The organism is Williamsia herbipolensis, assembly GCF_000964005.1.
GTDB lineage: Bacteria > Actinomycetota > Actinomycetes > Mycobacteriales > Mycobacteriaceae > Williamsia_A > Williamsia_A herbipolensis.
In genome coordinates this window covers 52,455-72,910 of record NZ_JXYP01000001.1, presented here as the reverse complement: position 1 = coordinate 72,910, position 20,456 = coordinate 52,455, and the positions used below count along the sequence as shown (strand labels likewise).

Here is a 20,456-nt window from a genome sequence, read left to right as displayed (position 1 = left end):
CGTCATGAACATTCCTGATGCCAGTCCTCGACGGCGTCGGACGGAAACGATCTGCCCACTCGCGTCGCCGGTTCCTTCTCGTCGGCGACGTTCGACGCGCGATTCGAGGTCCGACCATGACTGTGACGAGCACCGAGACCGGTGGTCCTGACCGTTCGGCCGTCGACGCGCCCTACGACGGCTCCGACGAGGCGACCACGGAGTATGTCGTCCGTCTACGTGACGCCCTGGCCGCGCTCTACGACGACCCGCTGTCGCTCGAGGCGGGGCGCATCGTCTCGAAGCTCCTCTAGGCGTTTGGTCAGCTCTGGTTGAGCGCGACCGCCGCCTGGATGAGCGCCGTGAACGCCGCGCGGTCGAGCTCATCAGCGGCTTTGATGTCGACTGCGCGCCGTGTGCCGGCGTCGAGGCTGGCGTTGAACACCGACTGCGGATCGGGCAACGACGCGCCCTTGGCGAACGTGACCTTCACCTTGTCCTTGTAGGTCTCCAGGGTGCAGATCAGTCCATCGTGCGAGAACGTGGGCACGCCATCGGGATTCGACGGTTTGCGCCACTTGATCTCTTCGGTGATCCCGTCGTCGGCCCCGAGGATGAGGTCGCGGATGGTCGTCACGGTGTCCGCTCGCCAGTCTGTCGTCACGGGGTAGGAGGTTACCCGCTGCGGAGCTCGCATCGTGACCCTTTTGTCCGAATCTGAGCAGGTCAGTGACGCTACTTCGCTTTGCATAACGTATTCTGGCGACTCGATTCGCACGTATGCCCAGCAGACGCGAGAAGAGGCCCGATGTCCGAACTCAAGGTGTCGACCGACGAGGTCAGTCGCGCATCGCAGAGCGTTCGCGCCGCGGCGGACAGCCTCGACGATCGCGTGCGCTCGCTGACCGAACGTGTCGAAGGACTGCTGAACGGCGGATGGAAAGGCCAGGCCGCCGACGCATTCCGCAAAGACTGGGAGCAGTGGCTGCACGGCGCGAAAGAGGTGGTCGGTGGCCTCGACTCGACGTCGTCGTTGCTGGCCTCGAACGCGAGCACGTACTCCGACCGGGAGTCGTCGAACGCCTCCTCGGTCGGCAGCAGCGGTTCCGGCCTGTTGAACATGGACCTCTGATGGCACGGCAGTTCACGATCAACACCGAGGAACTCGCCGACATCGTCTCGGCCATGGCCCGTTTCGATTCCGACGCCGAGTCGGTCTGTTCCGACGTCGACAAGACCGTCGCCTCACTGCACACCACATGGACCGGCGAGGCGGCCGACGCGCAACGCGCCGCGCACGATCGCTGGACCAAGGGTGCGGCCGAGATGCGTTCGGCCGTGGCCGATCTGCGGAAGGCCGGCGACACCGCGCACACGAACTACACCGCCGCGGTCACCGCGAACACGGAGATGTGGGGCTGATGCCGACCCTCGTCGTCGATCCCGTCCAGTTCGCGCACGCCGCGACCGGCATGACCGAGGTTGCGCGGTCGACACAATCGGCCGCGAGCAGCCTGGCCGCCGCGCTGAGCGGATCCGGTGGGATGGGCGGTTCTGACAATGCCGGAGTCGAGTGGTCGACCAGCTACGACGAAGGCGCTCGGGCAGCAATGAGCGCGGTCGCGTCCGCTGTCGGCGCGGCAGGCAATGTCGCGACCCGGCTGCACGCCACCGGCGCCAACCACGCCCACGCCGATGCTGCAGCCACCATCGGTGGGAGCGGGGACGCCGCGCTTCCCGCGCCACCCTCTCCCCCGACGATGGCAGCGCCCGCACCCCCGTCAGCCGCTGGCGGCAGCGGCGGTGGGCCGCCCGGGTGGTCGTTGGTCGAGGGACTGGTCGGGTACGTGTGGCCCAACGGCCACCAGGACCGCCTGCATGCTGCGGACGCCGCGTGGCAGGCCACCGCCGCCCAGCTGCAGGCCGCAGCGAGCCCCGTCGCCGGTGCCGCATCCGCGGTGTCGGCGCAGCAGAGCCCCGAGTGTGGTGCGGCGGCCACTGCCTGCACCGACACCGGTCAGCACCTGAGCGATCTCGTGTCGGTGTGCACCGAACTGGGCGGCTCGTGCTCGGAGTATGCGGCACACCTCGACCAGGCCCACCAGGAGATCATCTCCACGCTCAAGGAACTCATCATCGAGACCGCTGCCATCGAGGCCGGCGGGGCGGTGTTGGCGTTCTTCACCGCAGGCCTCGACGAGATCGCCGCCCAGGCCCTTGTCGCGGCCCGCATCGCCACCGCTGCCGCGAAGATCCGCCGGGTCATCGAGGCGCTCATCGACGCGGCACGAGCCGTCGCCGCCGCGGTGGAGGGCTTCGCCGGGCGCGCAGCAGAAGTCCTCTCGAAGCTCGAACCACTCGCCACCGGCGCGGTCAAGACCGCGGCATCGGCTGCCGCGAAAGCTGGTCGCGCGGGAGCCTCCGCCGCCCGCTCGAGCACGCCTGCGCTCGGCAAGTACGGGAAAGCGGTCAAGGACGGCGCGATCAAGAATGCGGTGTCAGGTGCGGCGATGGAGGCCGGCAAAGAGGGCGTCGTATCCATCGGTACCGGCGAGAACCACATGGATGCGAGCAAGATAGTCGCTCAAGGCGCCTTCAGTGCCGTCATAAGCCCCATAGGTAAGGCTGCCGCTGAGGCCAGAGGCGGGGCAGATACGAGCAAGAGCCTGCCTCAAACCCTCGCGAAGTACGGGACAGCCAAGGTCACAAACGCGGCCATCAATTCGACTCAGCAAGAGATACACAGTTTGCTCAGTCCCGACACCGCAGATGACGTTAAGGGAACGTCGATGCTCGACGTCGCGCGGGAGGCGCCGGATGCTGTCCGAAATGCGCCGTCGTTCGCAGCCGAGGTGCAAGAAAAGATGGCCGAGGCTGACAGTCCAGCCATGAGCGACAACTACATTCAGGGTCCGCCGCCGACCCCATCAGACCGAACCTCACAAAGCGGCGGTGGTCAACCATGACAGATCAGTTGCCTAAGCATCTAGAGCGTGCGCGGCGTGGCAAGCGCGGTGGATCGCGACTGCGTCGCGAGACGCAGCCACCGCATCTTCGTGTCATGTGCGTCGGCGACAAAACCGAATTTCTTCCGGCGCTGGGACACGATGGCGCAACTGATCTGCGAGAACTATTTTGGATCGGCCACCCCGCCGAGCCCCGACGCATCCCTGTGACGGTCTCGGCAGCTCAAACTCCTTCCGATCACGAGTACCGGATCAGCCCCGGAGATGGCGACCGCGAAGCAAGCGTTGTCGAGAACATGGCGGGCAAGGTTTGCGTGAGCGCGATACCGGAAAGGCGATGGTTGCGTTCGTCGTGGACCATCAACACTCCGGACCGCTCATCGGCTTACACATTCACCGAGCGGCGGCGAGATGGTCTGTGGCGCCGATCTGTTGCCCCGTTCACCAAACTGCGCGATCCTGCATGGGAGATGATCGGGCTCGTCGTCCTGTTGTTGTTCTCGCCGGCAATGCTCAAGCCTCCGCTGAGAATGCGGATCACGGACCGAGACGACAATCAGATCGGCCTCCTCACCTTCTGCTCGACGGGTAACCGACCCCGCGAAGACTTCTGCCTCTACCTGTACGACACGCCGTATCCCCTGCGAGAGGACACCCTCGCGATGGCTGCACTCGCGATAGTCCAACGGATGAAGTGAATGGTGGTAACTCCGCAGCCGTTCGCCGCGGTCGACAGCGCCGTGCAGTGTTCGGGAGTTCCGCGCCAACTCCCCACCTTCTTTGGGGGACAGAGAGCATGCCTCTGGGTGACCACCGCGACACAGGGTTTTGAGTGACCACTGATGCGAAGGGGCAAGCGGACATCGAGTAGCCGCTCTACCTTCGCGTCATTGCGCCGTGATTGACCGCCTCACGGCCTCAGCGGCACTGCGACATTCGAACTAAGACGAGAAAAACTCTGCTGCAGCGAAGGAAATGGAGGCTAAGCGGTGCCCACGCTCGTCGTCGATCCAGCGCAGTACGCCAAGGCCGCCTCGGGTATGTCCAGCGTCGCCGAGGCCGCTCACAGCGCAGTCTCCTCGCTGGCAGGTGAACTGGGCGGCTCGTCGGGCATGGGCGGCTCCGACAACGCTGGAGTCGAGTGGTCGAACAGCTACGACGAGGGCGCGCAAGCCGCGCTGAAGGCCGCGGCCTCGGCCGTCGGCGCAGCCGGCAACGTCGCCCTCCGCCTCCACGCGACAGGTGAGAACCACTCGCACGCCGATGCATCGGCGACCATCGGCGGCGGCGACGCGTCGCTTCCGGGACCGCCCACGCCGCCGACGCTCTCCGCACCGTCACCACCGTCCGCCGCGGGCGGAAGTAGCGGCGGGCCGCCCGGGTGGTCACTCGTCGAGGGTCTGGTCGGCTACATCTGGCCGAACGGTCACCAGGACAGACTTCACGCCGCCGACGGTGCGTGGAAGGCCGCAGCAGCCCAACTCGACAGCGCAGCAGGGCCGACGAGCGCCGCCGCCTCGGCCGCATCCGCACAGAAGAGCCCGGAAGCCGCTGCCGCCGCGCAGGCCTGCACCGACACCGGCAACCACTTACGCGAGCTTTCATCGGTGTTCACGCAGATCGGCTCATCGTGCTCGGAATATGCGGCACATCTCGATGAGGCACACCACGAGATCCTCTCCGAGCTCAACTCGCTGATCACACAAACGGTCGCCATCGAGGCCGCCGGCGCGGTCTTCGCCGTGTTCACCGGGGGCCTGGACGAAATTGCGGCCCAAGCAGCGGTTGCCGCACGGATCGCGACCGCTGCAGCCAAGATTCGCCGAATCATCGAAGTCTTGATCGAAGCGGCGCGCGCCGTCGCGGCCTCGGTAGGTCGCCTGGCGGGGCGAGCGACCGATGTGTTGAGCAAGCTCGAGCAGCTCAAGGGAATGGGAGTCGTGCGCTCTGCGGTCGCCGCTGCGGCGAAGCCTGCAGCAGCCGCGACTCGATCCGTGGACGGCGCTACGGCGGCCTTCCGCGTACCCGAGTGGGCAAGGCCGGAACTCGCGCGCGCCACCGACAGCGAAGCGCTCGGCTCACATCTGCTCTCCAAAGGTGTGCCGAAGGACATTGCCGACGAGGCGGCAGCCAGCAACCCCTACGCACGTATGTCGCCGAACAAGATCGTCGACGACTTCTTCAATTCGGAGAAGAAGTCGTGGGACTACCCGAAGAACGACGGGTTCGCCGGCGAGCCGCTGAAGTCGAACGCGATCCCCAGCGGAACTCAGATCGATAGGATCGGGGGTCCCGGAGGAAAGTTTCTCGGTGACGCAGGAGAAAATTACAGCAGCCGTGCCCTCGCGCCCGGTGCCTCCGGTGATTACAACGTCTACGTCGGGACGGGAAAATCGGTAGAGGGCTACGAGGTTCGCAGCGGTCCCGCCGCGGAAGCTTTCGGACAACCTGGAGGAGCGAACCAATGGCTGGTCGTGAATACACTCAAAGACGATGCGCAGGTATCGGTTCGCGAGCTTGTCCGACGAGGCCTCGTGAACGTCGTGCCGAAGTGAAGGCCTCATGAGCCGGTCGCCGAGAGAAGCAGGCCGTATTCCGGACGGGTGGGACCACTTTGATGATTTCGAGAAATCATGGGAGTTCTGGACGACCATCGACTCCCGATCAGGCCACAACCTGTTCGACTCGCTTGATCTGCACGACCGCACGCTGACGTTGTCGAATGGGGCGGGCCAGCCCATGAACTCTGAGGGCTACCTCCAGTACTTCATCGTGAGAAACGATTCCGGTTTCGAGACCAAGTCGTTCGAGATATCCAGGGGCGACCGGGAGGAGTTCAGTTCGGGGACATTCAGCACCTTCGCGCTGGCAGGCAAATTCGCCATAGCCACGGAGGTGTCGGAGGCCGTCCGCCAAGCCGTTGCGCCAACCCTCGGCAGTCCTACGGCCCGTCTCGACGAGATGGGTCTGAACCAGGATTGGGAGCCCGACCCCGCCTATCGAACGAGGTATCCCGAGCGAAGGTTTCGTCAGCGCGCGAATGCCAACAATTGGTTCGTCGGAGACGAGCGATTTCCTTCGACGAGCCACTACCTGTCGATGAGCTACGACGAGATCAATCGATCGTTGTCCGTCGGTATCGATCCTTCACTAGTGCCCGAACTTCCGCGCACCATCATCTGACCCGTCCCGCTGAAGCGAGGAATCAGGGGGAGCCATCCGGCTCCGGGAGTGACGTGCGTCGCATCGGGGATTGACCCCGGCCTGTCGGCGTGTTGACCCGAGCATGACCTACACGCTGAACGATGACTCCCCGCTGCTGAAGCCCTTCGACTCCGGCGTCATCCACACGCCCCACCGCGTGTGCATGGCACCGCTGACCCGCCTGCGCGCGGAGTCCGACGGCACCCCCACCGACCTGCAGACCGAGTACTACCGCCAGCGTGCGGGCGCCGGCCTCATCATCACCGAGGCCACGCAGTCCAGCGCCTCGGCCGGTGGCGCGTACATGAACACCCCGGGCATCCACAACGACGCCCAGCAGGCCAAATGGGCCGAGATCGCCGAGGCCGTCCACAACGAGGGTGGCCAGATCTTCGTGCAGACCTGGCACGTGGGTCGCGTCGCGCACCCCGATCTCCCCGGCGGTGACCCGGTCGCCCCGTCGGCCATCGCCGCCGACGGCAAGGCCCACGGCCCGAACGGCAGCGTCCCGCTCGTCACCCCCCGCGCGTTGGAGACCAGTGAGATCCCCGGCATCGTCGACGCCTTCCGCACCTCGGCTCGCCGCGCCATCGACGCCGGACTCGACGGCGTGGAGATCCACGGCGCCAACGGCTACCTGCTGCACCAGTTCCTCGGCGACGACACCAACCAGCGCACCGACGAATACGGCGGCTCGCCCGCCAACCGCGCGCGCATCGTCATCGAGATCGTGAAGGCCGTCGTCGATGAGATCGGCGCCGACAAGGTCGGCATCCGTCTGAGCCCCGGCCACAAGGCCAACGGTATGAACGAGTCCGACACCGTGCCCGTGCACCAGGAACTCCTGCGCGCCATCGCCGACATCCCGTTGGCGTACGTGCACTTCCTCATCGAGCCCACCGATCCCGTGCTCGCGACGCTGCGTCCCGAGATCACCGTGCCGTTCCTGCTCAACACCGGCTTCGCCATCGAGTCCGACTTCGCGCAGCTCGAGAAGCTCGTCGCCGACGGCACCGCCGATGCGGTCATCGTGGGCCGTTGGTACATCTCCAACCCCGACCTGGTGGAGCGTCTCAAGAAGGGCGCCGAGCTCACCGAGCCGAACCAGGCCACCTTCTACGCGCCGGGCGCCGAGGGCTACACCGACTACCCGTCGCTGGAGACCCAGAACGCCTGACACCGATCAGATCCACCGATGACGCCCACCGACCTCCGGGTCGGTGGGCGTCGTCGTCGGTGACGCGCATCAGTCCGGCGGAAGAAACAGCGCCGGTGACGCGGTCACCGACAGTCCGGTCGCGTCCGCATCCGCGATCACGTGCGAAGAGCACCGTCCGTCGGCGGCGGTGAGCAGCGCGGCGATCGGTGCATGCAGCTCGGTGCGAATCACGCGATGCAACGCGCGGGCGCCGTACCGGGGGTCGAAACCCGCATCGACGAGCGCCGATCGAGCGGCATCGGTCACCGTCGCGTGCACACCGCGGGCGGCAAGAGCCTCCACGAGGTGATCGATCTCGGCATCGACGACGCGGCGCGCGTGTGCGTCTTCGAGCGATGTGAAGGTGACGACCTCGTCGAAGCGGTTGAGCAGCTCGGGATCGAAGAAGTCGCGTACCGCGTCGAGCACCACGTCACGTTCCGACCGTGCTCTGCCCCCACCCATTCGCCGCATGACCGAGGCGGCCCACCGTGCCGGCCCTCGAACCCCCGGCCGCCGCATGTCGTGCACCTCTCGCGACCCCAGATTCGAGGTCAAAAGGATGATCGCGTTGCGGAAGTCGATCGTCGACGTCCCCGACGCCAGGCGCAGCGTGCCGGTGTCGAGGATCTGCAGGAGCGCGAGCAACACGGTCGGGTGCGCCTTCTCCACCTCGTCGAACAGCACGACTCCGGGACGCGACACCGTGCCCTCGACCGTCTCGCGGTCGAACAGCGAGAACTGTTCCTTCGAGCCGGCGTACCCGGGTGGCGCACCCGACAGCGACGCCGCGTAATGCTCCTGGGCAAGGGAGTTCATGTCGATACGGCACATGTTGTCGGCATCGCCACGCACATGACGGGCGACCTGGCGGGCGAGTTCGGTCTTGCCGACACCGGTGGGGCCGACCAGCAGGAGTGAGGCGATCGGACGTCGCGGATCGCGGAGTCCGACGGCCGCGATGGTCATCGCTCGCACCACAGCGTCGACAGCATCGTCCTGGCCGATGATCGAGTTCCGCAGCCCGTCGGCCAACGCACCAGGCGATCGCAGATCGCCGAGGCGGAACCCGGCGGTGGGGTCAAGGGCACGGAAACGCTCGTTCATGTAGCCCGACATCGCGCGCCCTCCGTTCCCTCTTGTGCGAACCTAGAGCACCCGATGATGTCGCGCAGTGCCGAAAGTCGTTCATCCACCGCGAACCTCGCGGTAACAGTGCCGACACCACAGCCGCTCTAGCGTGAGGGTGCACGCCCACCCACGGCCCCGTCAGGAGCGCACATGCGACACGGAGACATCTCCTCCAGCCCGGACACCGTCGGAGTGGCGGTGGTGAACTACAAGATGCCGCGGTTGCACACCCGCGCCGAGGTGCTGGCGAACGCGCAGGCCATCGCACAGATGGTCGTCGGCATGAAGAGCGGCCTGCCGGGAATGGATCTTGTTGTGTTCCCTGAATATTCGACGCAGGGCATCATGTACGACTCCGACGAGATGTACGAGACCGCATCGGTGATCCCCGGCGATGAAACCGACATCTTCTCCGCAGCCTGTCGGGAGGCGAAGACATGGGGCGTCTTCTCGATCACCGGTGAGCGGCACGAAGACCATCCGAACAAGCCGCCGTACAACACGTTGGTGTTGATCAACGATCAGGGCGAGATCGTGCAGAAGTATCGAAAGATACTGCCCTGGACGCCGATCGAGGGATGGTATCCGGGCGGTCAGACCTACGTCAGCGACGGCCCGAAAGGCTTGAAGATCTCCCTGATCATCTGCGACGACGGCAACTATCCGGAGATCTGGCGGGATTGCGCGATGAAGGGGGCCGAGTTGATCGTGCGCCCGCAGGGCTACATGTACCCGGCCAAGGATCAGCAGGTGTTGATGGCGAAAGCGATGGCGTGGGCGAACAACTGCTACGTGGCCGTCGCCAACGCGACCGGCTTCGACGGCGTCTACTCGTACTTCGGCCACAGTTCGATCATCGGGTTCGACGGCCGCACGCTCGGCGAATGCGGCGAGGAAGAGTACGGGATCCAATACGCCCAGCTGTCGCTGTCGACGATTCGCGACGCGCGGCGGTACGACCAGTCGCAGAACCACCTGTTCAAGCTCCTGCACCGCGGCTACACCGGCGTGTTCGCCGGCGGTGACGGCGACAAGGGTGTCGCGGAGTGTCCGTTCGATTTCTATCGCAACTGGGTCACCGACGCCGAGGCCACACAGAGGGCTGTCGAGGCGATCACCCGCGACACCATCGGCGTCGCCGAGTGCCCGGTCGGAGAGCTCCCCACCGAGAAGGTGATGGAGGCCTGACGTAGTCCTCGAACTCTCGGCGGCGAGGCCCGGGCGACGGGCGGACCGACGCCGGTCACCACGATTCCCCCGCATCGGGCAGCTCTGCCTGCTGGCGCGCGATATCGTCCGAGGGTGACCCGCATCGCGCTCGTCGGAACACTGGTCCTGCTCACCGTCGGCGCGGTGGTCGGAGGTGTTCTCGGCCCGTGGGGATGGTTCGTCGGCGCAGCGGTGCTCGGATGCGTTGCGGCAGTCGGCGTCTACGATCTCGTACAAACCCGACATTCGGTACTGCGCAACTATCCGGTGCTCGGCCACATGCGCTATCTCCTCGAAGCGGTCCGGCCCGAACTGCAGCAGTACTTCATCGAACGCAACGTCGACGGCCGTCCGTTCGACCGCGATGTCCGGTCCCTGATCTACGAGCGAGCGAAGGGAACCGCCGCGGAGCAGTCGTTCGGCACCGAACGCGATCTCGACGCCGACGGGTACGAGTACCTGGTCCACTCGATCGCGCCGGTCGACCCGCCCGACGAGCCGCCGCGCGTGCGGATCGGCGGTCCCGACTGCACGCGGCCGTACGACATGTCGCTGTTGAACGTGTCGTCGATGAGCTTCGGGTCGCTGTCGGGGAACGCGTTGCGGGCGTTGAACTCCGGGGCCGCCCGCGGTGGCTTTGCACACGACACCGGCGAGGGCGGACTCACGCCATACCACCTCGGTGGTGGTGACGTGGTGTGGGAGATCGGGTCGGGCTACTTCGGCTGCCGGACGTCGGAAGGGCGTTTCGACGCGACCCAGTTCGCGGAGAAGGCCGCGCATGACGCGGTGAAGTGCCTGTCGCTGAAGCTGAGTCAGGGTGCCAAGCCCGGCATCGGCGGGGTGCTGCCGGCCGCCAAGGTCACCGCGGAGATAGCCCGCTATCGCGGTGTCCCGCAGGGCCAGAAGTGCGTCAGCCCGGCCGGTCACGCCGAGTTCTCCACCCCCCGCGGTCTGGTGCAGTTCATCGCCCGGATGCGGGAGCTCGCCGACGGCAAGCCTGTCGGGTTCAAGCTGTGTGTCGGGTCGCGCGTCGAACTCCTCGCGATCTGCAAGGCGATGCTGGCCGAGAGCGTCACACCGGACTTCATCATCGTCGACGGATCCGAGGGCGGCACGGCCGCAGCGCCGTTGGAGTACGAGGACCACGTCGGGCTCCCGCTGACCGACGGCCTGATGACCGTCCACAACGCCCTCGTCGGTGTCGGTCTGCGCGACCGGATCCGTGTCGGTGCCAGCGGGAAGGTCGCGACTGGTTCCGACATCGTGAAGCGCCTCATCCAGGGAGCCGATTACACCAACTCCGCCCGCGCGATGATGATGGCGATCGGCTGCATCCAGTCGCAGCGGTGCCACACGAACCACTGCCCCGTCGGCGTGGCGACGCAGGATCCGGCTCGTGCCCGCGCCCTCGACGTCACCGACAAAGGCCACCGGGTGTTCCGGTACCAGCAGGCCACCGTCGCCGAGGCGATGCGGATCATGGCGTCGATGGGCGTCACCGATCCCGCCACGCTCCATCCGTCGATGCTGCGCAAGCGACTCGGCCCGGTGTCGCAGCAGGCGTATTCGGAGACCTATGAGTGGCTCGAGCCCGGCGAGCTCGTCGCCGACACCCCGGCGAGCTGGGCCGAGGACTGGCTCCTCGCCGATCCGGACACCTTCACCCCGGCCGGGCTCAGCCGCTGACCGCGGCGGGTTCGAGCTGTCGCGAACAGCACTGTGCCCGGCTGAGAGTGATCAGCCGGGCACAGCGATGGCGTGTCACCGCTTCGGGCGGCACTCCCTGTGGTGGTCGCGGATCGGCGTGCGGGCCGCATGCAGTTCTTTGAACTCCTCGCGGTGGGTCTTGCGGAAGGCGCGGATCTCGGTGCGTCGCTGATCCTTCGGCAGGGTGCGCACATGGGCGAGCTCGGCGGCGAGGTCGGGATGACGGGCGAGCACACCCGCGATCGCCGGTGCAGCCTGCGCGACGGCAGCCGCGCGAGCCTGCGGTGTGCACTGCGCCGGGGCGGCCGAGGCGGTGGCGGCGGGAATCCCCGCGGCCAGACCCACGCCGAGTGCGACGGCTGCCGCCGCACCCACCCGTCGGGTCCAGAGAGTTGTGTGTCCGGTGGCTGTCATGGTTCTCCTCAGGTGTCATCGCTGTGATGCACGGTCGAATCTCGCCCGGAATCCTGTGGCGAGCCTGAGAACGTCGGAATTGTCGCGAAGGTCTTCAGAGGTCCTTCAGGTGACGAGTTCGTAGGGGTTACACCGCGCTCCACGGCGCGTGGGCCCAGCCCACGAAGGTCCACGAGCCCAGGTTCGCCGACGGCAGGATCTGGTTGTCGGTGCCATCGCCGTATCCGGGCGCGAAGCCCTGCACTCCACCACTCTCGTAGTCGCCGTTGCCGATCGAGATGTCGACGTGGCCGCCGTCTTCTCCCTGCGAGAACACGAGCGCGCCGGGTGGCGCGGGGAGCGTGGTGTGACCCTGACCTGCCGCCGCGAGTCCGTTGTAGAACGCGAGGGCGGCGTCATGCGGGATGCCGTTCGCGGTGGTCTTCCCGTACGCGGCGTCGACGAAGTCCTCGCAGCCGTACTCGCCGAAGTCGTTGCTGTGCAACAACGTGGCGCCGCGGACCAACGCCACTCCCCCGTTCGCGATCGCCACGGCGTCGCTGATTGCGCTGTCGGCCTGCGCCGCGGGTGCGACCGCGCAGGTGATGGCAATGACCGCACCGACGGCGGTCACGACGGCGGCAATTCTCTTCGACGACACGATGCGAGGCATACCTGCACGGTCCCACCGAGTGAGCCCTCTACGGCGTCTGCGACCGATACCGACAGGTGTTTGCCACGAAGCACCCAGATTGCGGGTGCGTCTGCGCGGTTTGCCGGGCCGGCAGTCACTCTCGAAGGTGCTCACACGACAACGCCCCCGCTCCGAGAGGAGCGAGGGCGTCGCGTTCGAGCGTGTCTGTCAGGCGTTGGCCTCGTCGCGCTTGGGGAGGACCCAACCCGGTCGCACGTAGTGGCATGTGTACCCGCCGGGGTTGCGGATCAGGTAGTCCTGGTGCTCGGGCTCGGCCTGCCAGAACGGGCCGCTGGGCTCGATCGTGGTGACAGCCTTGCCCGGCCACAGTCCCGAGGCGTCGACGTCGGCGATGGTCTCGCGCGCCACCTTCTCCTGCTCGGGGGTGACCGGGAAGATCGCCGAGCGGTAGCTCGAGCCACGGTCGTTGCCCTGACGGTCCTTGGTCGTCGGGTCGTGCGCCTGGAAGAAGAACGCCAGGATGTCGCGGTAGGTGGTCTGCGACGGGTCGAACACGATCTCGACGGCCTCGGCGTGGCCGGGGTGCTTGCGGTAGGTCGCGTGGTCGTTGGTGCCGCCGGTGTAGCCGACGCGCGTGGAAATCACGCCGGGGCGGCGACGGATGAGGTCTTCCATGCCCCAGAAGCAGCCGCCCGCCAGAACGGCGGTCTCGGTGCCCGTGGCGGTGGTGAGTGCTCCGGTGTCGGTGGTCATCGTGTGTGCTCCTCTGTGCTCGAATCGGACGTGGTGTCGGTGGTGAACAGTGCGCGGTACTCGCCGTAGCCCTGGGCCTCGAGCTCGTCGACTCCGACGAACCGCAGCGCCGCGGAGTTCATGCAGTACCGCTGGCCGCCGGCGTTGCGCGGTCCGTCGCCGAAGACGTGGCCCAGGTGGCTGTCCGCGTTGGCCGAACGGACCTCGGTGCGCTTCATCAGCAGCTTGCGGTCGCTCTTGGTGGTGACCGCGGCGTCGTCGATGGGCTTGGTGAAGCTCGGCCAGCCCGTTCCACTGTCGTACTTGTCGGTCGAGGAGAACAAGGGCTCACCCGACACGACGTCGACGTATATCCCGGGCTCGTGGTTGTCCCAGTACTCGTTGGCGAACGCCGGCTCGGTGCCGTCCTTCTGGGTCACCCGATACTGCGTCGGGGTCAAGGCCGCCACCGCGTCGTCGGTCTTACGGAAACTCGTGCTCACATCTACCTCCTCGCACACCGCTGGCTGCGGCGTCTCCTACTCCAACGTACGAGGGTCGGGTTTTGGTCCCGTAGCGGTGCCGACTCTCTAAAGCGCCCACCACACTTATGCAAATGGAAGATCAGAGGCTCCGTTACTCACCGAAGTCTCCGTCATGAGTCAGGCTAAGATACCGAAACAGTACCGTTGTACGACGAGGGGACAAACGGACCGTGACGTGGCAGCCGGGCGATCTGACCGCCGCACAGATGCAGGACGAGTGGGCCGAGGAGAACGGTTGGGCCGCGCAGCCACCCGCCGCGCTCCTCGACATGTGGCGCGCAACCTCTCGGGCCGAGGAGACCTACTGGCGTTCACACGTGGCACAGGTCGACAACTCCGCCGCATCCATCGGGTCGCAATTGCCTGATCTCGCGATCATTCCCGCTCACCCCCGTGTCGACGGGACCAAAGGCTTCGACATCGAGCTTGCGACGTCGAAGGGGCACACCGTGCTCCTCTGTTTCTCCACGGTCGGAGCTCTGGTTGACATGTTGGGCAGCTATCAACCGTGGGTGGGACTGCCGCCCGCTGACCTCGCCGCCGTTCACATGGGTATCCCGATAGTGCTCGATCCGACGCCGGGAGTCGTGGATGCCGAATGGACCGCCGGCCGACTCGCCGCCCTAGAGGAGATTCTGGACAAGTGACTGATTTCAGAGTGGTTCTCGACGACCTCGGTGCATTGTCGGGACGATTCGCGAACGCTGCGCGCGAGTACGACGCAGCCGCAGAGGCGTCGAAACCGACGCTTGCCGACTCAGGTGACGGCAGCTGCAACGCTGCAATGCAGGGGGTCGTCGAGATGCTCGGAGTATTGAACCGCTCCATGTCGGCCTCGATCGAAGACCATTCGGCAAAGCTCCACGACGCTCGCGACAAGTACGACCGAACAGAAAAGGTCAACAAGAACCGCTTCCTCTGGGACAACCTCAACAAGGACTTCCGATGAGTTGGATCGGCGGGGACCTCGGAGGACTCCAGTCCGCCGGATCGACGTTGCAAAAGGCGCCGGGACTCGTAGAGCCGATCGTCGCTGATCTGACGAATGGGGTGGACAAGCTCGGTAACGATGCCAGTTGGTCGGGTGAGGCCGCCGAGATGTTCCGCAAGCTGTGGACGTCGGACGCGGTTCGAGCCGGTGCTATCGGCGAACTCGCCGGACGAGCGGGAGATGTGATCGCTGATCTCGCCGAGAGTTTGTCGGCTTTGGAGTCCGCGCTCTATGACGGCGCGCACGAAGCGCAAGCACGTGGCGCCCAGATAGGCGCCGACGGCGTTCCGCTCCCTCTCGTCATCACCGGCGATCCGACGGCACCGAACGCCGTTTCCGCGATGCAAGCTCAGATGGACTATCAGGCCGCCTACGCCGAGGCGAAGCAACTGGCTCAAGGATTTCGACTGGACGCCGCTTCCGATCTCGCCGAACTGGCCGAGCCCGTGGTTTCGGACGACAAGAAGGGGCTGACCCTGGACGGCGCGATCACCATGGGCGACTACCTGAAGTCCTTCTACGTCGTACCCAACGACCGCAACGACAAGGTGAAGGGCAACCTCCCCAAGGACATCGCCAAGTCGCGCGAGGATTTTCGTGAACTTCGCTGGAAGTTGAAGGCTGAACAGGCCCGATACAGGCAGCAGGGCCTCGCAGTACCCGAGGGCACAGATGCACGGTTGAACCATCTTGCGGCCTCGCGTGAGCTGGACGCGATGAAATCCCACTTGGCGGACGCGCAGGCCGGCAAAGGCGAACTGCCCATGTCTCAGATACTCAACACCAAGATCTCGGACCTCAAAGGAGTCGGCAGCCTCTCAGAGAAACTGCCGGGCAAACTGAAATTCCTCAAAGACATTCCGGTGATCGATGTCGCGGCGACAGGTGCCGTGGCAGAACTGCAAGCGATCGACGACCACCAAAAGGGTTGGAGCAACACCACCGCGCATGTGAACGACTACGCCGCGGGAGCGGTCGGTTTGGCAGGTGGGGCGTTGGTGGTTGCCGCAGCACCCGTGGAGGCGCCAGTGCTTGCCGTGGGCGCAACCGCCGGTCTCGTGGGCGTCGCAGTGGGAGGAGTGGGGTACAACGCTTTCCACGAGCACTGGTCCGAGGATATTCACGATCACGGAGTTGTGGCCGGGGTCCTGCATGGCACGAGCAACACCTTCTCGAACACCGGGGACGACATGGCAGACATGGGTAAAGGTGCCTGGAACTCGACCAAATCCGTGTGGAAGTCGGTCTTCGGGTGACGCAAACAGCCGTGGACCCGATCCCCTCGATCAGGCTGCTCGGAAAGACGTGGCAGCGGCGCGGGTTTCACTACTGGTGGCTGCGGACCTGGTTGTTTCTCCTGTGGTTCGCTCTCTTCGGCTTGTCTGCATGGGTCGTCGGACTCCTCTTCGACATTGTGATCACCGACCCCGGGACACCGACATCACTCCGCGCGGTCGCCCTGACCGTCATGTCTGTAGCGGTGCTCTCGAGCTTCGTATGGGGCTTCTCACTGATGCGGCGTTCGGAGACCGAGAAGAGGCTCGGACTTCCGATGATCGTTCGGTCCGGAACCACGGCCGAGCAACAGCAGAAGGCCGGGTGGCGAGGGTACGGACTCGGATTGGTCGCGGGCCCGCTCGTCCTGCTGGGTCAGTTGTTCGTCGTAGGTGTCCTTGCCGCAATGGTGATTTCGCTGGTGCAGAAGTACATCTCTGTCGAAGAGTTCGAGGCTGCGACCGGGCAGAAGGCTCCACCTAGATTCAAACGATCGCGCCGTTGGAGAGGCCGACCAGAACCAGACCTCTCCACCGCAGCGGGAAGGACCCGCAACGCGGGGTAGCGGAACTCAGCCCGATGTTCCAACGCGATGTCCCGACCTCTGCACCCATTTCGGGCCCGAATGCAGCTCGCCTGACGTGCTTCGATAACCGACCAGTGGCCACAGACCAACAGTTGACGACAGGTCAGGTCAGGAGAACCTCGGGCGTCCACGCGGGCCACGTCGCCTCGCCGACCATGCGGCCTCGGTCGAATCGCGCGACGACACGAAACGGATTCTTCGCGGTGGTGTTGTCGTAGGCGTACGCGTGGTCGACGAGGCCGATCGCCTCACGAACAAGCATCCACAATCGTGCGTGGCGCTCTCGGATCTTGCTCTCGGGCACCGAGCGCCCTCCCTGCTCGACCCCGTTGAGCACTCGGGCCACGGTGAGCTCGACGGGAACGATCACGACATGCATCGTGATCAGGTAACCGGCCGACGCCGCCGATCGGATCAGCTCGAGCTTCGACGGGTGCGAGAACACCGTCTCGAGGACGAGCGATCGGCGCTCGGCGAGCGACTCGATGGGCTCGTCGGCCGCGGTCCCATCGGCGTTGACGAGCGGCAGGTGCGTGATCGGCTCGAGCACCAATTCGTAGAGCGTCGACGTGCCGGCCCCGTTCGGGCCGACGACAACATGAAGAACTGGGTCGGCGGCCACTCGTTCGGTCAGGGCCGCCGCTCGACCACGTCGCCCTGTTCATCGAGTTCCACGAACGGTCGACCCTCTGCGGTGAACCGCGCTTCGAGGTCGAGTTCGTCGATACGGCTACCGATGCGCTCGGACCATGCGGCCCGCACCACTGCCTGCTCGCGGACCGAAAGGGAGTCGTAGTCGGCGCGGCCGGTGAGAACGGCATCGACATCGCGCACACCGATATGACCGGACGCCTCAAGCTCTCGACCGATCAGCGCCCAGTGGGCGACCTGCTGCGCCGCGCTGCGACTCGCAACCTCGCCCACGAGCTTCGCCGACGCGTACAAGTCGTCGTCGATCCGAAGAGATGACGTGGTTCCCATGGCGCCCTCCTGTTCAGGCTGCCCAGTGTAGCAATCTGCCACACGACCGCTGGAGCTCCTGTACGCCCGATAGGATGGCCAACCACCAACACCAGCGGGAGGACATGCGATGCCTGACAATCTGGAGGTCGAACCCGCTTCGCTGCACCGTGTGGGGCGGGCGTTGAATCAGGGCGCAGCGGACGGCCGCGAGGAGTTCGGCAAGCGTCACGCACAGCTCACCGCGGTAGCGGCTGGCCTCTTCGACCGTTCGCGGTCCGCCCTCGGCGGTCCCGCCCGTCTTGCAGGGGTATCCGTGAACGGTGATCTCGCGTTCACTCCGACCGCGCAGGGAGCGCGGATTGATGGCAGTCGCACCGATTTTCCGTGGTTCGAGGCCTATCAGTCGTTCCCTGACGGCCGACAAGCTGTGTTGTCCCAAGACGCTCCCGAGGGAATCGGAAGAGGGTCCAGTCTAGGTCCGACGCTCAATCTCCTCGGGCATCACGATCTGGGCGACGGGGCAGACTCGCTCAAGGGCGGCAAGTGGGCGAATCCGGATCCGATCGTGCCGCAGCCCATCGACATGTTTCCCTCGCCCGGGCACGGGCCCCAATGATGAAGAAACTCACGACCGATCTCGTCGGCAGTGCCCTGCACCGATGCAACTGCGATAGCAATCGTCGCTTTGACGACGTTGCCCGGAGCGCTAGGGCATGACGGACCCCGAGCCCCGCGTGTACGGCGTCGCGTTTTGGTTGGTGTCAGCCGTGCGCGGTGTCGGCGCGCTGTTCTTCGGCACCGTGATCGCGCTGTGGTGCATCTTCAGCATCACGGTGATTCGCTCCGACGGGTTCTCAGTCCACGCGATCGTCGGCACCTTCCCGCCGGCACTGTTCTGGTCACTCGCCGGGATTGCCCTGACCTGCTTGGTCTCGGTCCCCACTGCGACTCTCGTGGCCGGCATCATTCGAATTGCCTATGGCAGAAGGACAAGACGTGCAGTTGTTGTCGAGGACGGTGAGGCAGTTGATTGAGTCAGTCGTCGGACGAGCTCGGCCCTCTGTTCTTCCGGCAGCATTAGATTTGGTCCGCAGCCGGAGCATGTCTGACGCAACTTTCTCCGGCCAGCCAATCCTCGTGAACCCAGGCGTGCTGGACCACCGGTGAGCGAGCCAATTCTCGACGGCTTGGTGCCGTCCCGCCGCTGATGTCGACCCGAACAGTGGATCGCGCGATTGCGCCGACTCTGCTGGGGGCCGTGGGACTGACGGCCCTCGTGGCGATCGGCGGGGCCGACGGAACCTTACTGGGCCGACTGCTGGGCCTGTCTCTGATCTGGACGCCGTTCGGCGTCACTCTGGCGACACGCGGTCTCCGCGATCGGGAAGTCGCAAGTCGAGGCAACCCATTCCAGCGAGCAGGCGCGGTGCTCGCCACGTGGTACGGCTGGGTCGGTCTGACCGTCTCAGCGGTGCTGGTGACCATCCTCGTCATCACAGCGCCGAACACCTGGATGACACACACCGTCTGCGTCGGCGTGGCTGCTGTCGCTCTGATCATGTTGTTCGTTCGCGGCCGGGTGCGACAGGTCGGGGCCGGCCTTCTGGTCGCCTGCTCTGCACCTGGATGGGTCTTCGTGCCCATCGTCATCGTGGCGCTCAGCGTCCCGATCCTCGTGACACTGTTGGCGGCAGCAGCAAGCACTCTCATCGAGCGGCGGCGCAAACGCGGCGGGCTGCAGACCAGCAGAACGGATCGTTCCCGTGCCGGATGATGCCGCGAACGACGCTCAGACCAATTCGCCATCACCACCACAAGGCGCCACGGAAGATCGGGCGGGTGGCCGAACGATGTTCTGGCTCAGCTCGATCGGCTGGGGGACTGTGCTGCTGATCGTCGGCGTCTTCGGAACGCTGTTCGTCACATTCCTCTATGGTGAGATTCAGGCTGGCGACCACTCGTTCGACACATTTTTCAGGTCCTTCCTCTCTGCGATTTTCTGGACGCTTCTCGGCGTCGTCGGGACATGCTACTTCTCGATCCCCCTGGCGACCCTCGCGGTCGCGCTCGTACGTTTCGCCGCCCGCGTCATCCGGCGAGCCATCGCGCGAAGGCGGTCACAGCTTCAGTCGTGACGCCAATTCGGGACCCCCGACCTGACGGACGAACTCGGGGTCACCGCAGACGACGAGCTGCTCGCGCGCTCGCGAGAGACCGACGTAGAGGCGTTCCCTTGATCGTTCACGTGGCGTCGATTCGTTCAGCGCGAGGATGATGACGCTGCGTTCGAGTCCTTTGAAGCCGAGGACGTGTCCGTAGAAGATGTCGTCGTTGTCCCAGAACGTCTTCCAGTAGGCCTGCGCGCCCTCCTCCTGTCGTTCGACCTGGATCGGGTGCCGACTCCCCGTCGACAGCAACGCGATGTCCTCGTACCGCCACCCCTCTTCGAGCAGACCGTCGACCTGATCGTCGGCGACGCTCAGCGCATCCTCGGCCGAGCAGGCGACGAGGTGACCTCGGGCCCCTCGCCGCCGCGCAGCTGCATCCGCTGGCCGACCAACGGGTGGAACGCTTTCGCGATCTGCCGGGTGTTGCGGAGGTTGTGGTCGAGCACCAGCGGCACCAACGGCACCGGCGGCGATCCCTCGCGGTCGAACACGCGCTGCGCCTCGTCGCTGAACACGTAGATGCCGCTGGTCTCGGGGTCGGTCAGGCAGGCCAGCATCGGCTTCCACCACTCGTCGGCGAAATCCTGGGCCTCGTCGATGACGATCGCGTCGAACCGTTTCCCGGGCGGCAGCGCTTCGGCGAGCTCGGTCATCTGCAGCGGTAGGTCGTGCTCCCAGAACTGCATAGGGGCAGGCAGCAAAAGTTTCGCGCCGGCGGCGGTGCAGCCAACAGGTCGACTGCCTGGTCAAG

The 20,456-nt window shown here is 65.6% G+C and carries 26 protein-coding genes and 1 pseudogene; 18 read left to right on the top strand and 9 right to left on the bottom strand.

The window, feature by feature from the left end; all coding sequences use genetic code 11:
* Nucleotides 1-116 precede the first annotated feature (116 nt).
* The gene (locus tag TU34_RS23790; RefSeq protein ID WP_156377983.1) at nt 117-293 is read left to right on the top strand and encodes a hypothetical protein; all 177 of its coding nucleotides are present in this window, start codon (nt 117-119) and stop codon (nt 291-293) included.
* Nucleotides 294-301: 8 nt separating this feature from the next.
* Here the strand turns inward: TU34_RS23790 and TU34_RS00350 are convergent, their stop codons facing one another.
* A complete protein-coding gene (locus TU34_RS00350) occupies nt 302-643 on the bottom strand; it encodes a DUF1801 domain-containing protein (protein WP_045820851.1) in 342 nt (113 codons plus the stop codon).
* A 144-nt stretch (nt 644-787) separates the two neighbouring features.
* Between TU34_RS00350 and TU34_RS22115 the strand changes: the two genes are divergently transcribed.
* The 7 genes from TU34_RS22115 (at nt 788) to TU34_RS00315 (ending at nt 7,326) form a co-directional block, all read left to right on the top strand.
* Nucleotides 788-1,111: a WXG100 family type VII secretion target gene (locus TU34_RS22115; RefSeq protein WP_052688542.1), complete on the top strand. Its 324-nt coding sequence runs from the start codon at nt 788-790 to the stop codon at nt 1,109-1,111.
* The gene (locus TU34_RS00340) at nt 1,111-1,401 is read left to right on the top strand and encodes a WXG100 family type VII secretion target (protein WP_045820850.1); all 291 of its coding nucleotides are present in this window, start codon (nt 1,111-1,113) and stop codon (nt 1,399-1,401) included. Before TU34_RS22115 ends, TU34_RS00340 begins: the two co-directional genes overlap by 1 nt.
* The gene (locus tag TU34_RS00335; protein ID WP_150116309.1) at nt 1,401-2,945 is read left to right on the top strand and encodes a WXG100-like domain-containing protein; all 1,545 of its coding nucleotides are present in this window, start codon (nt 1,401-1,403) and stop codon (nt 2,943-2,945) included. Before TU34_RS00340 ends, TU34_RS00335 begins: the two co-directional genes overlap by 1 nt.
* Complete coding sequence (locus TU34_RS23375) at nt 2,942-3,643, top strand: hypothetical protein (RefSeq protein ID WP_150116308.1); 702 nt, start codon at nt 2,942-2,944, stop codon at nt 3,641-3,643. Before TU34_RS00335 ends, TU34_RS23375 begins: the two co-directional genes overlap by 4 nt.
* Before the next feature lie 291 nt (nt 3,644-3,934).
* Nucleotides 3,935-5,500 (top strand): TNT domain-containing protein, encoded by a 1,566-nt coding sequence (locus TU34_RS00325; protein WP_045820847.1) that lies wholly within the window; start codon nt 3,935-3,937, stop codon nt 5,498-5,500.
* 7 nt (nt 5,501-5,507) lie between these two features.
* Complete coding sequence (locus TU34_RS00320; protein WP_045820846.1) at nt 5,508-6,128, top strand: hypothetical protein; 621 nt, start codon at nt 5,508-5,510, stop codon at nt 6,126-6,128.
* Nucleotides 6,129-6,231: 103 nt separating this feature from the next.
* Nucleotides 6,232-7,326: an alkene reductase gene (locus tag TU34_RS00315; protein WP_045820845.1), complete on the top strand. Its 1,095-nt coding sequence runs from the start codon at nt 6,232-6,234 to the stop codon at nt 7,324-7,326.
* Nucleotides 7,327-7,395: 69 nt separating this feature from the next.
* Here the strand turns inward: TU34_RS00315 and TU34_RS00310 are convergent, their stop codons facing one another.
* Complete coding sequence (locus TU34_RS00310; RefSeq protein WP_052688541.1) at nt 7,396-8,466, bottom strand: AAA family ATPase; 1,071 nt, start codon at nt 8,464-8,466, stop codon at nt 7,396-7,398.
* 162 nt (nt 8,467-8,628) lie between these two features.
* Here TU34_RS00310 and TU34_RS00305 point away from each other — a divergent pair, with 162 nt between their 5' ends.
* On the top strand, nt 8,629-9,666 hold the full coding sequence (locus tag TU34_RS00305; RefSeq protein ID WP_045820844.1) for an aliphatic amidase: 1,038 nt from the start codon (nt 8,629-8,631) through the stop codon (nt 9,664-9,666).
* Between the two features lie 114 nt (nt 9,667-9,780).
* A complete protein-coding gene (locus TU34_RS00300) occupies nt 9,781-11,376 on the top strand; it encodes an FMN-binding glutamate synthase family protein (RefSeq protein WP_082079698.1) in 1,596 nt (531 codons plus the stop codon).
* A 75-nt stretch (nt 11,377-11,451) separates the two neighbouring features.
* Here TU34_RS00300 and TU34_RS00295 read toward each other — a convergent pair whose 3' ends face one another.
* The 4 genes from TU34_RS00295 to msrB form a co-directional block, all read right to left on the bottom strand.
* Nucleotides 11,452-11,811 (bottom strand): hemophore-related protein, encoded by a 360-nt coding sequence (locus TU34_RS00295; protein ID WP_082079697.1) that lies wholly within the window; start codon nt 11,809-11,811, stop codon nt 11,452-11,454.
* Between the two features lie 127 nt (nt 11,812-11,938).
* Complete coding sequence (locus TU34_RS00290) at nt 11,939-12,463, bottom strand: hypothetical protein (RefSeq protein ID WP_045820841.1); 525 nt, start codon at nt 12,461-12,463, stop codon at nt 11,939-11,941.
* Between the two features lie 189 nt (nt 12,464-12,652).
* The gene (gene msrA / locus TU34_RS00285; protein WP_045820840.1) at nt 12,653-13,198 is read right to left on the bottom strand and encodes a peptide-methionine (S)-S-oxide reductase MsrA; all 546 of its coding nucleotides are present in this window, start codon (nt 13,196-13,198) and stop codon (nt 12,653-12,655) included.
* On the bottom strand, nt 13,195-13,680 hold the full coding sequence (gene msrB, locus TU34_RS00280; RefSeq protein WP_045820839.1) for a peptide-methionine (R)-S-oxide reductase MsrB: 486 nt from the start codon (nt 13,678-13,680) through the stop codon (nt 13,195-13,197). The genes msrA and msrB overlap by 4 nt, the downstream gene beginning before the upstream one ends.
* 212 nt (nt 13,681-13,892) lie before the next feature.
* On the opposite strand from msrB, the gene TU34_RS00275 reads away from it, so the two are divergent.
* From TU34_RS00275 to TU34_RS00260, 4 genes are read left to right on the top strand one after another with little or no spacing between them, the layout of a single operon-like run.
* Nucleotides 13,893-14,369, top strand: coding sequence for an SseB family protein (locus TU34_RS00275; RefSeq protein ID WP_045820838.1), 477 nt, complete (start codon nt 13,893-13,895; stop codon nt 14,367-14,369).
* A gap of 11 nt (nt 14,370-14,380) precedes the next feature.
* Entirely contained in the window at nt 14,381-14,671 is a 291-nt protein-coding gene (locus TU34_RS00270) for a DUF6317 family protein (RefSeq protein ID WP_045820837.1), read from the top strand.
* The gene (locus TU34_RS00265) at nt 14,668-15,969 is read left to right on the top strand and encodes a hypothetical protein (RefSeq protein WP_160298488.1); all 1,302 of its coding nucleotides are present in this window, start codon (nt 14,668-14,670) and stop codon (nt 15,967-15,969) included. Before TU34_RS00270 ends, TU34_RS00265 begins: the two co-directional genes overlap by 4 nt.
* An 11-nt stretch (nt 15,970-15,980) precedes the next feature.
* Nucleotides 15,981-16,553 carry a hypothetical protein gene (locus TU34_RS00260; RefSeq protein WP_150116306.1) on the top strand — a complete coding sequence of 191 codons (573 nt, stop codon included), beginning with the start codon at nt 15,981-15,983 and terminating at the stop codon, nt 16,551-16,553.
* Nucleotides 16,554-16,677: 124 nt separating this feature from the next.
* Here TU34_RS00260 and TU34_RS00255 read toward each other — a convergent pair whose 3' ends face one another.
* Entirely contained in the window at nt 16,678-17,196 is a 519-nt protein-coding gene (locus TU34_RS00255; RefSeq protein ID WP_045820834.1) for an ATPase, read from the bottom strand.
* An 8-nt stretch (nt 17,197-17,204) separates the two neighbouring features.
* Nucleotides 17,205-17,555 (bottom strand): TA system antitoxin ParD family protein, encoded by a 351-nt coding sequence (locus TU34_RS00250; protein ID WP_082079695.1) that lies wholly within the window; start codon nt 17,553-17,555, stop codon nt 17,205-17,207.
* Nucleotides 17,556-17,664: 109 nt separating this feature from the next.
* Between TU34_RS00250 and TU34_RS23370 the strand changes: the two genes are divergently transcribed.
* The 4 genes from TU34_RS23370 (at nt 17,665) to TU34_RS00235 (ending at nt 19,672) form a co-directional block, all read left to right on the top strand.
* A complete protein-coding gene (locus tag TU34_RS23370; protein ID WP_150116305.1) occupies nt 17,665-18,153 on the top strand; it encodes a hypothetical protein in 489 nt (162 codons plus the stop codon).
* 97 nt (nt 18,154-18,250) lie between these two features.
* The gene (locus tag TU34_RS00245; protein WP_045820833.1) at nt 18,251-18,571 is read left to right on the top strand and encodes a hypothetical protein; all 321 of its coding nucleotides are present in this window, start codon (nt 18,251-18,253) and stop codon (nt 18,569-18,571) included.
* Nucleotides 18,572-18,759: 188 nt separating this feature from the next.
* Nucleotides 18,760-19,311, top strand: a complete 552-nt coding sequence (locus tag TU34_RS00240; protein ID WP_045820832.1) for a hypothetical protein — start codon at nt 18,760-18,762, stop codon at nt 19,309-19,311.
* Complete coding sequence (locus tag TU34_RS00235) at nt 19,301-19,672, top strand: hypothetical protein (RefSeq protein ID WP_150116303.1); 372 nt, start codon at nt 19,301-19,303, stop codon at nt 19,670-19,672. The genes TU34_RS00240 and TU34_RS00235 overlap by 11 nt, the downstream gene beginning before the upstream one ends.
* Here the strand turns inward: TU34_RS00235 and TU34_RS00230 are convergent.
* A pseudogene (locus tag TU34_RS00230) lies at nt 19,655-20,391 on the bottom strand (ATP-binding domain-containing protein); the annotation flags it as partial. The gene TU34_RS00235 and the pseudogene TU34_RS00230 overlap by 18 nt on opposite strands.
* Nucleotides 20,392-20,456: the final 65 nt, after the last annotated feature.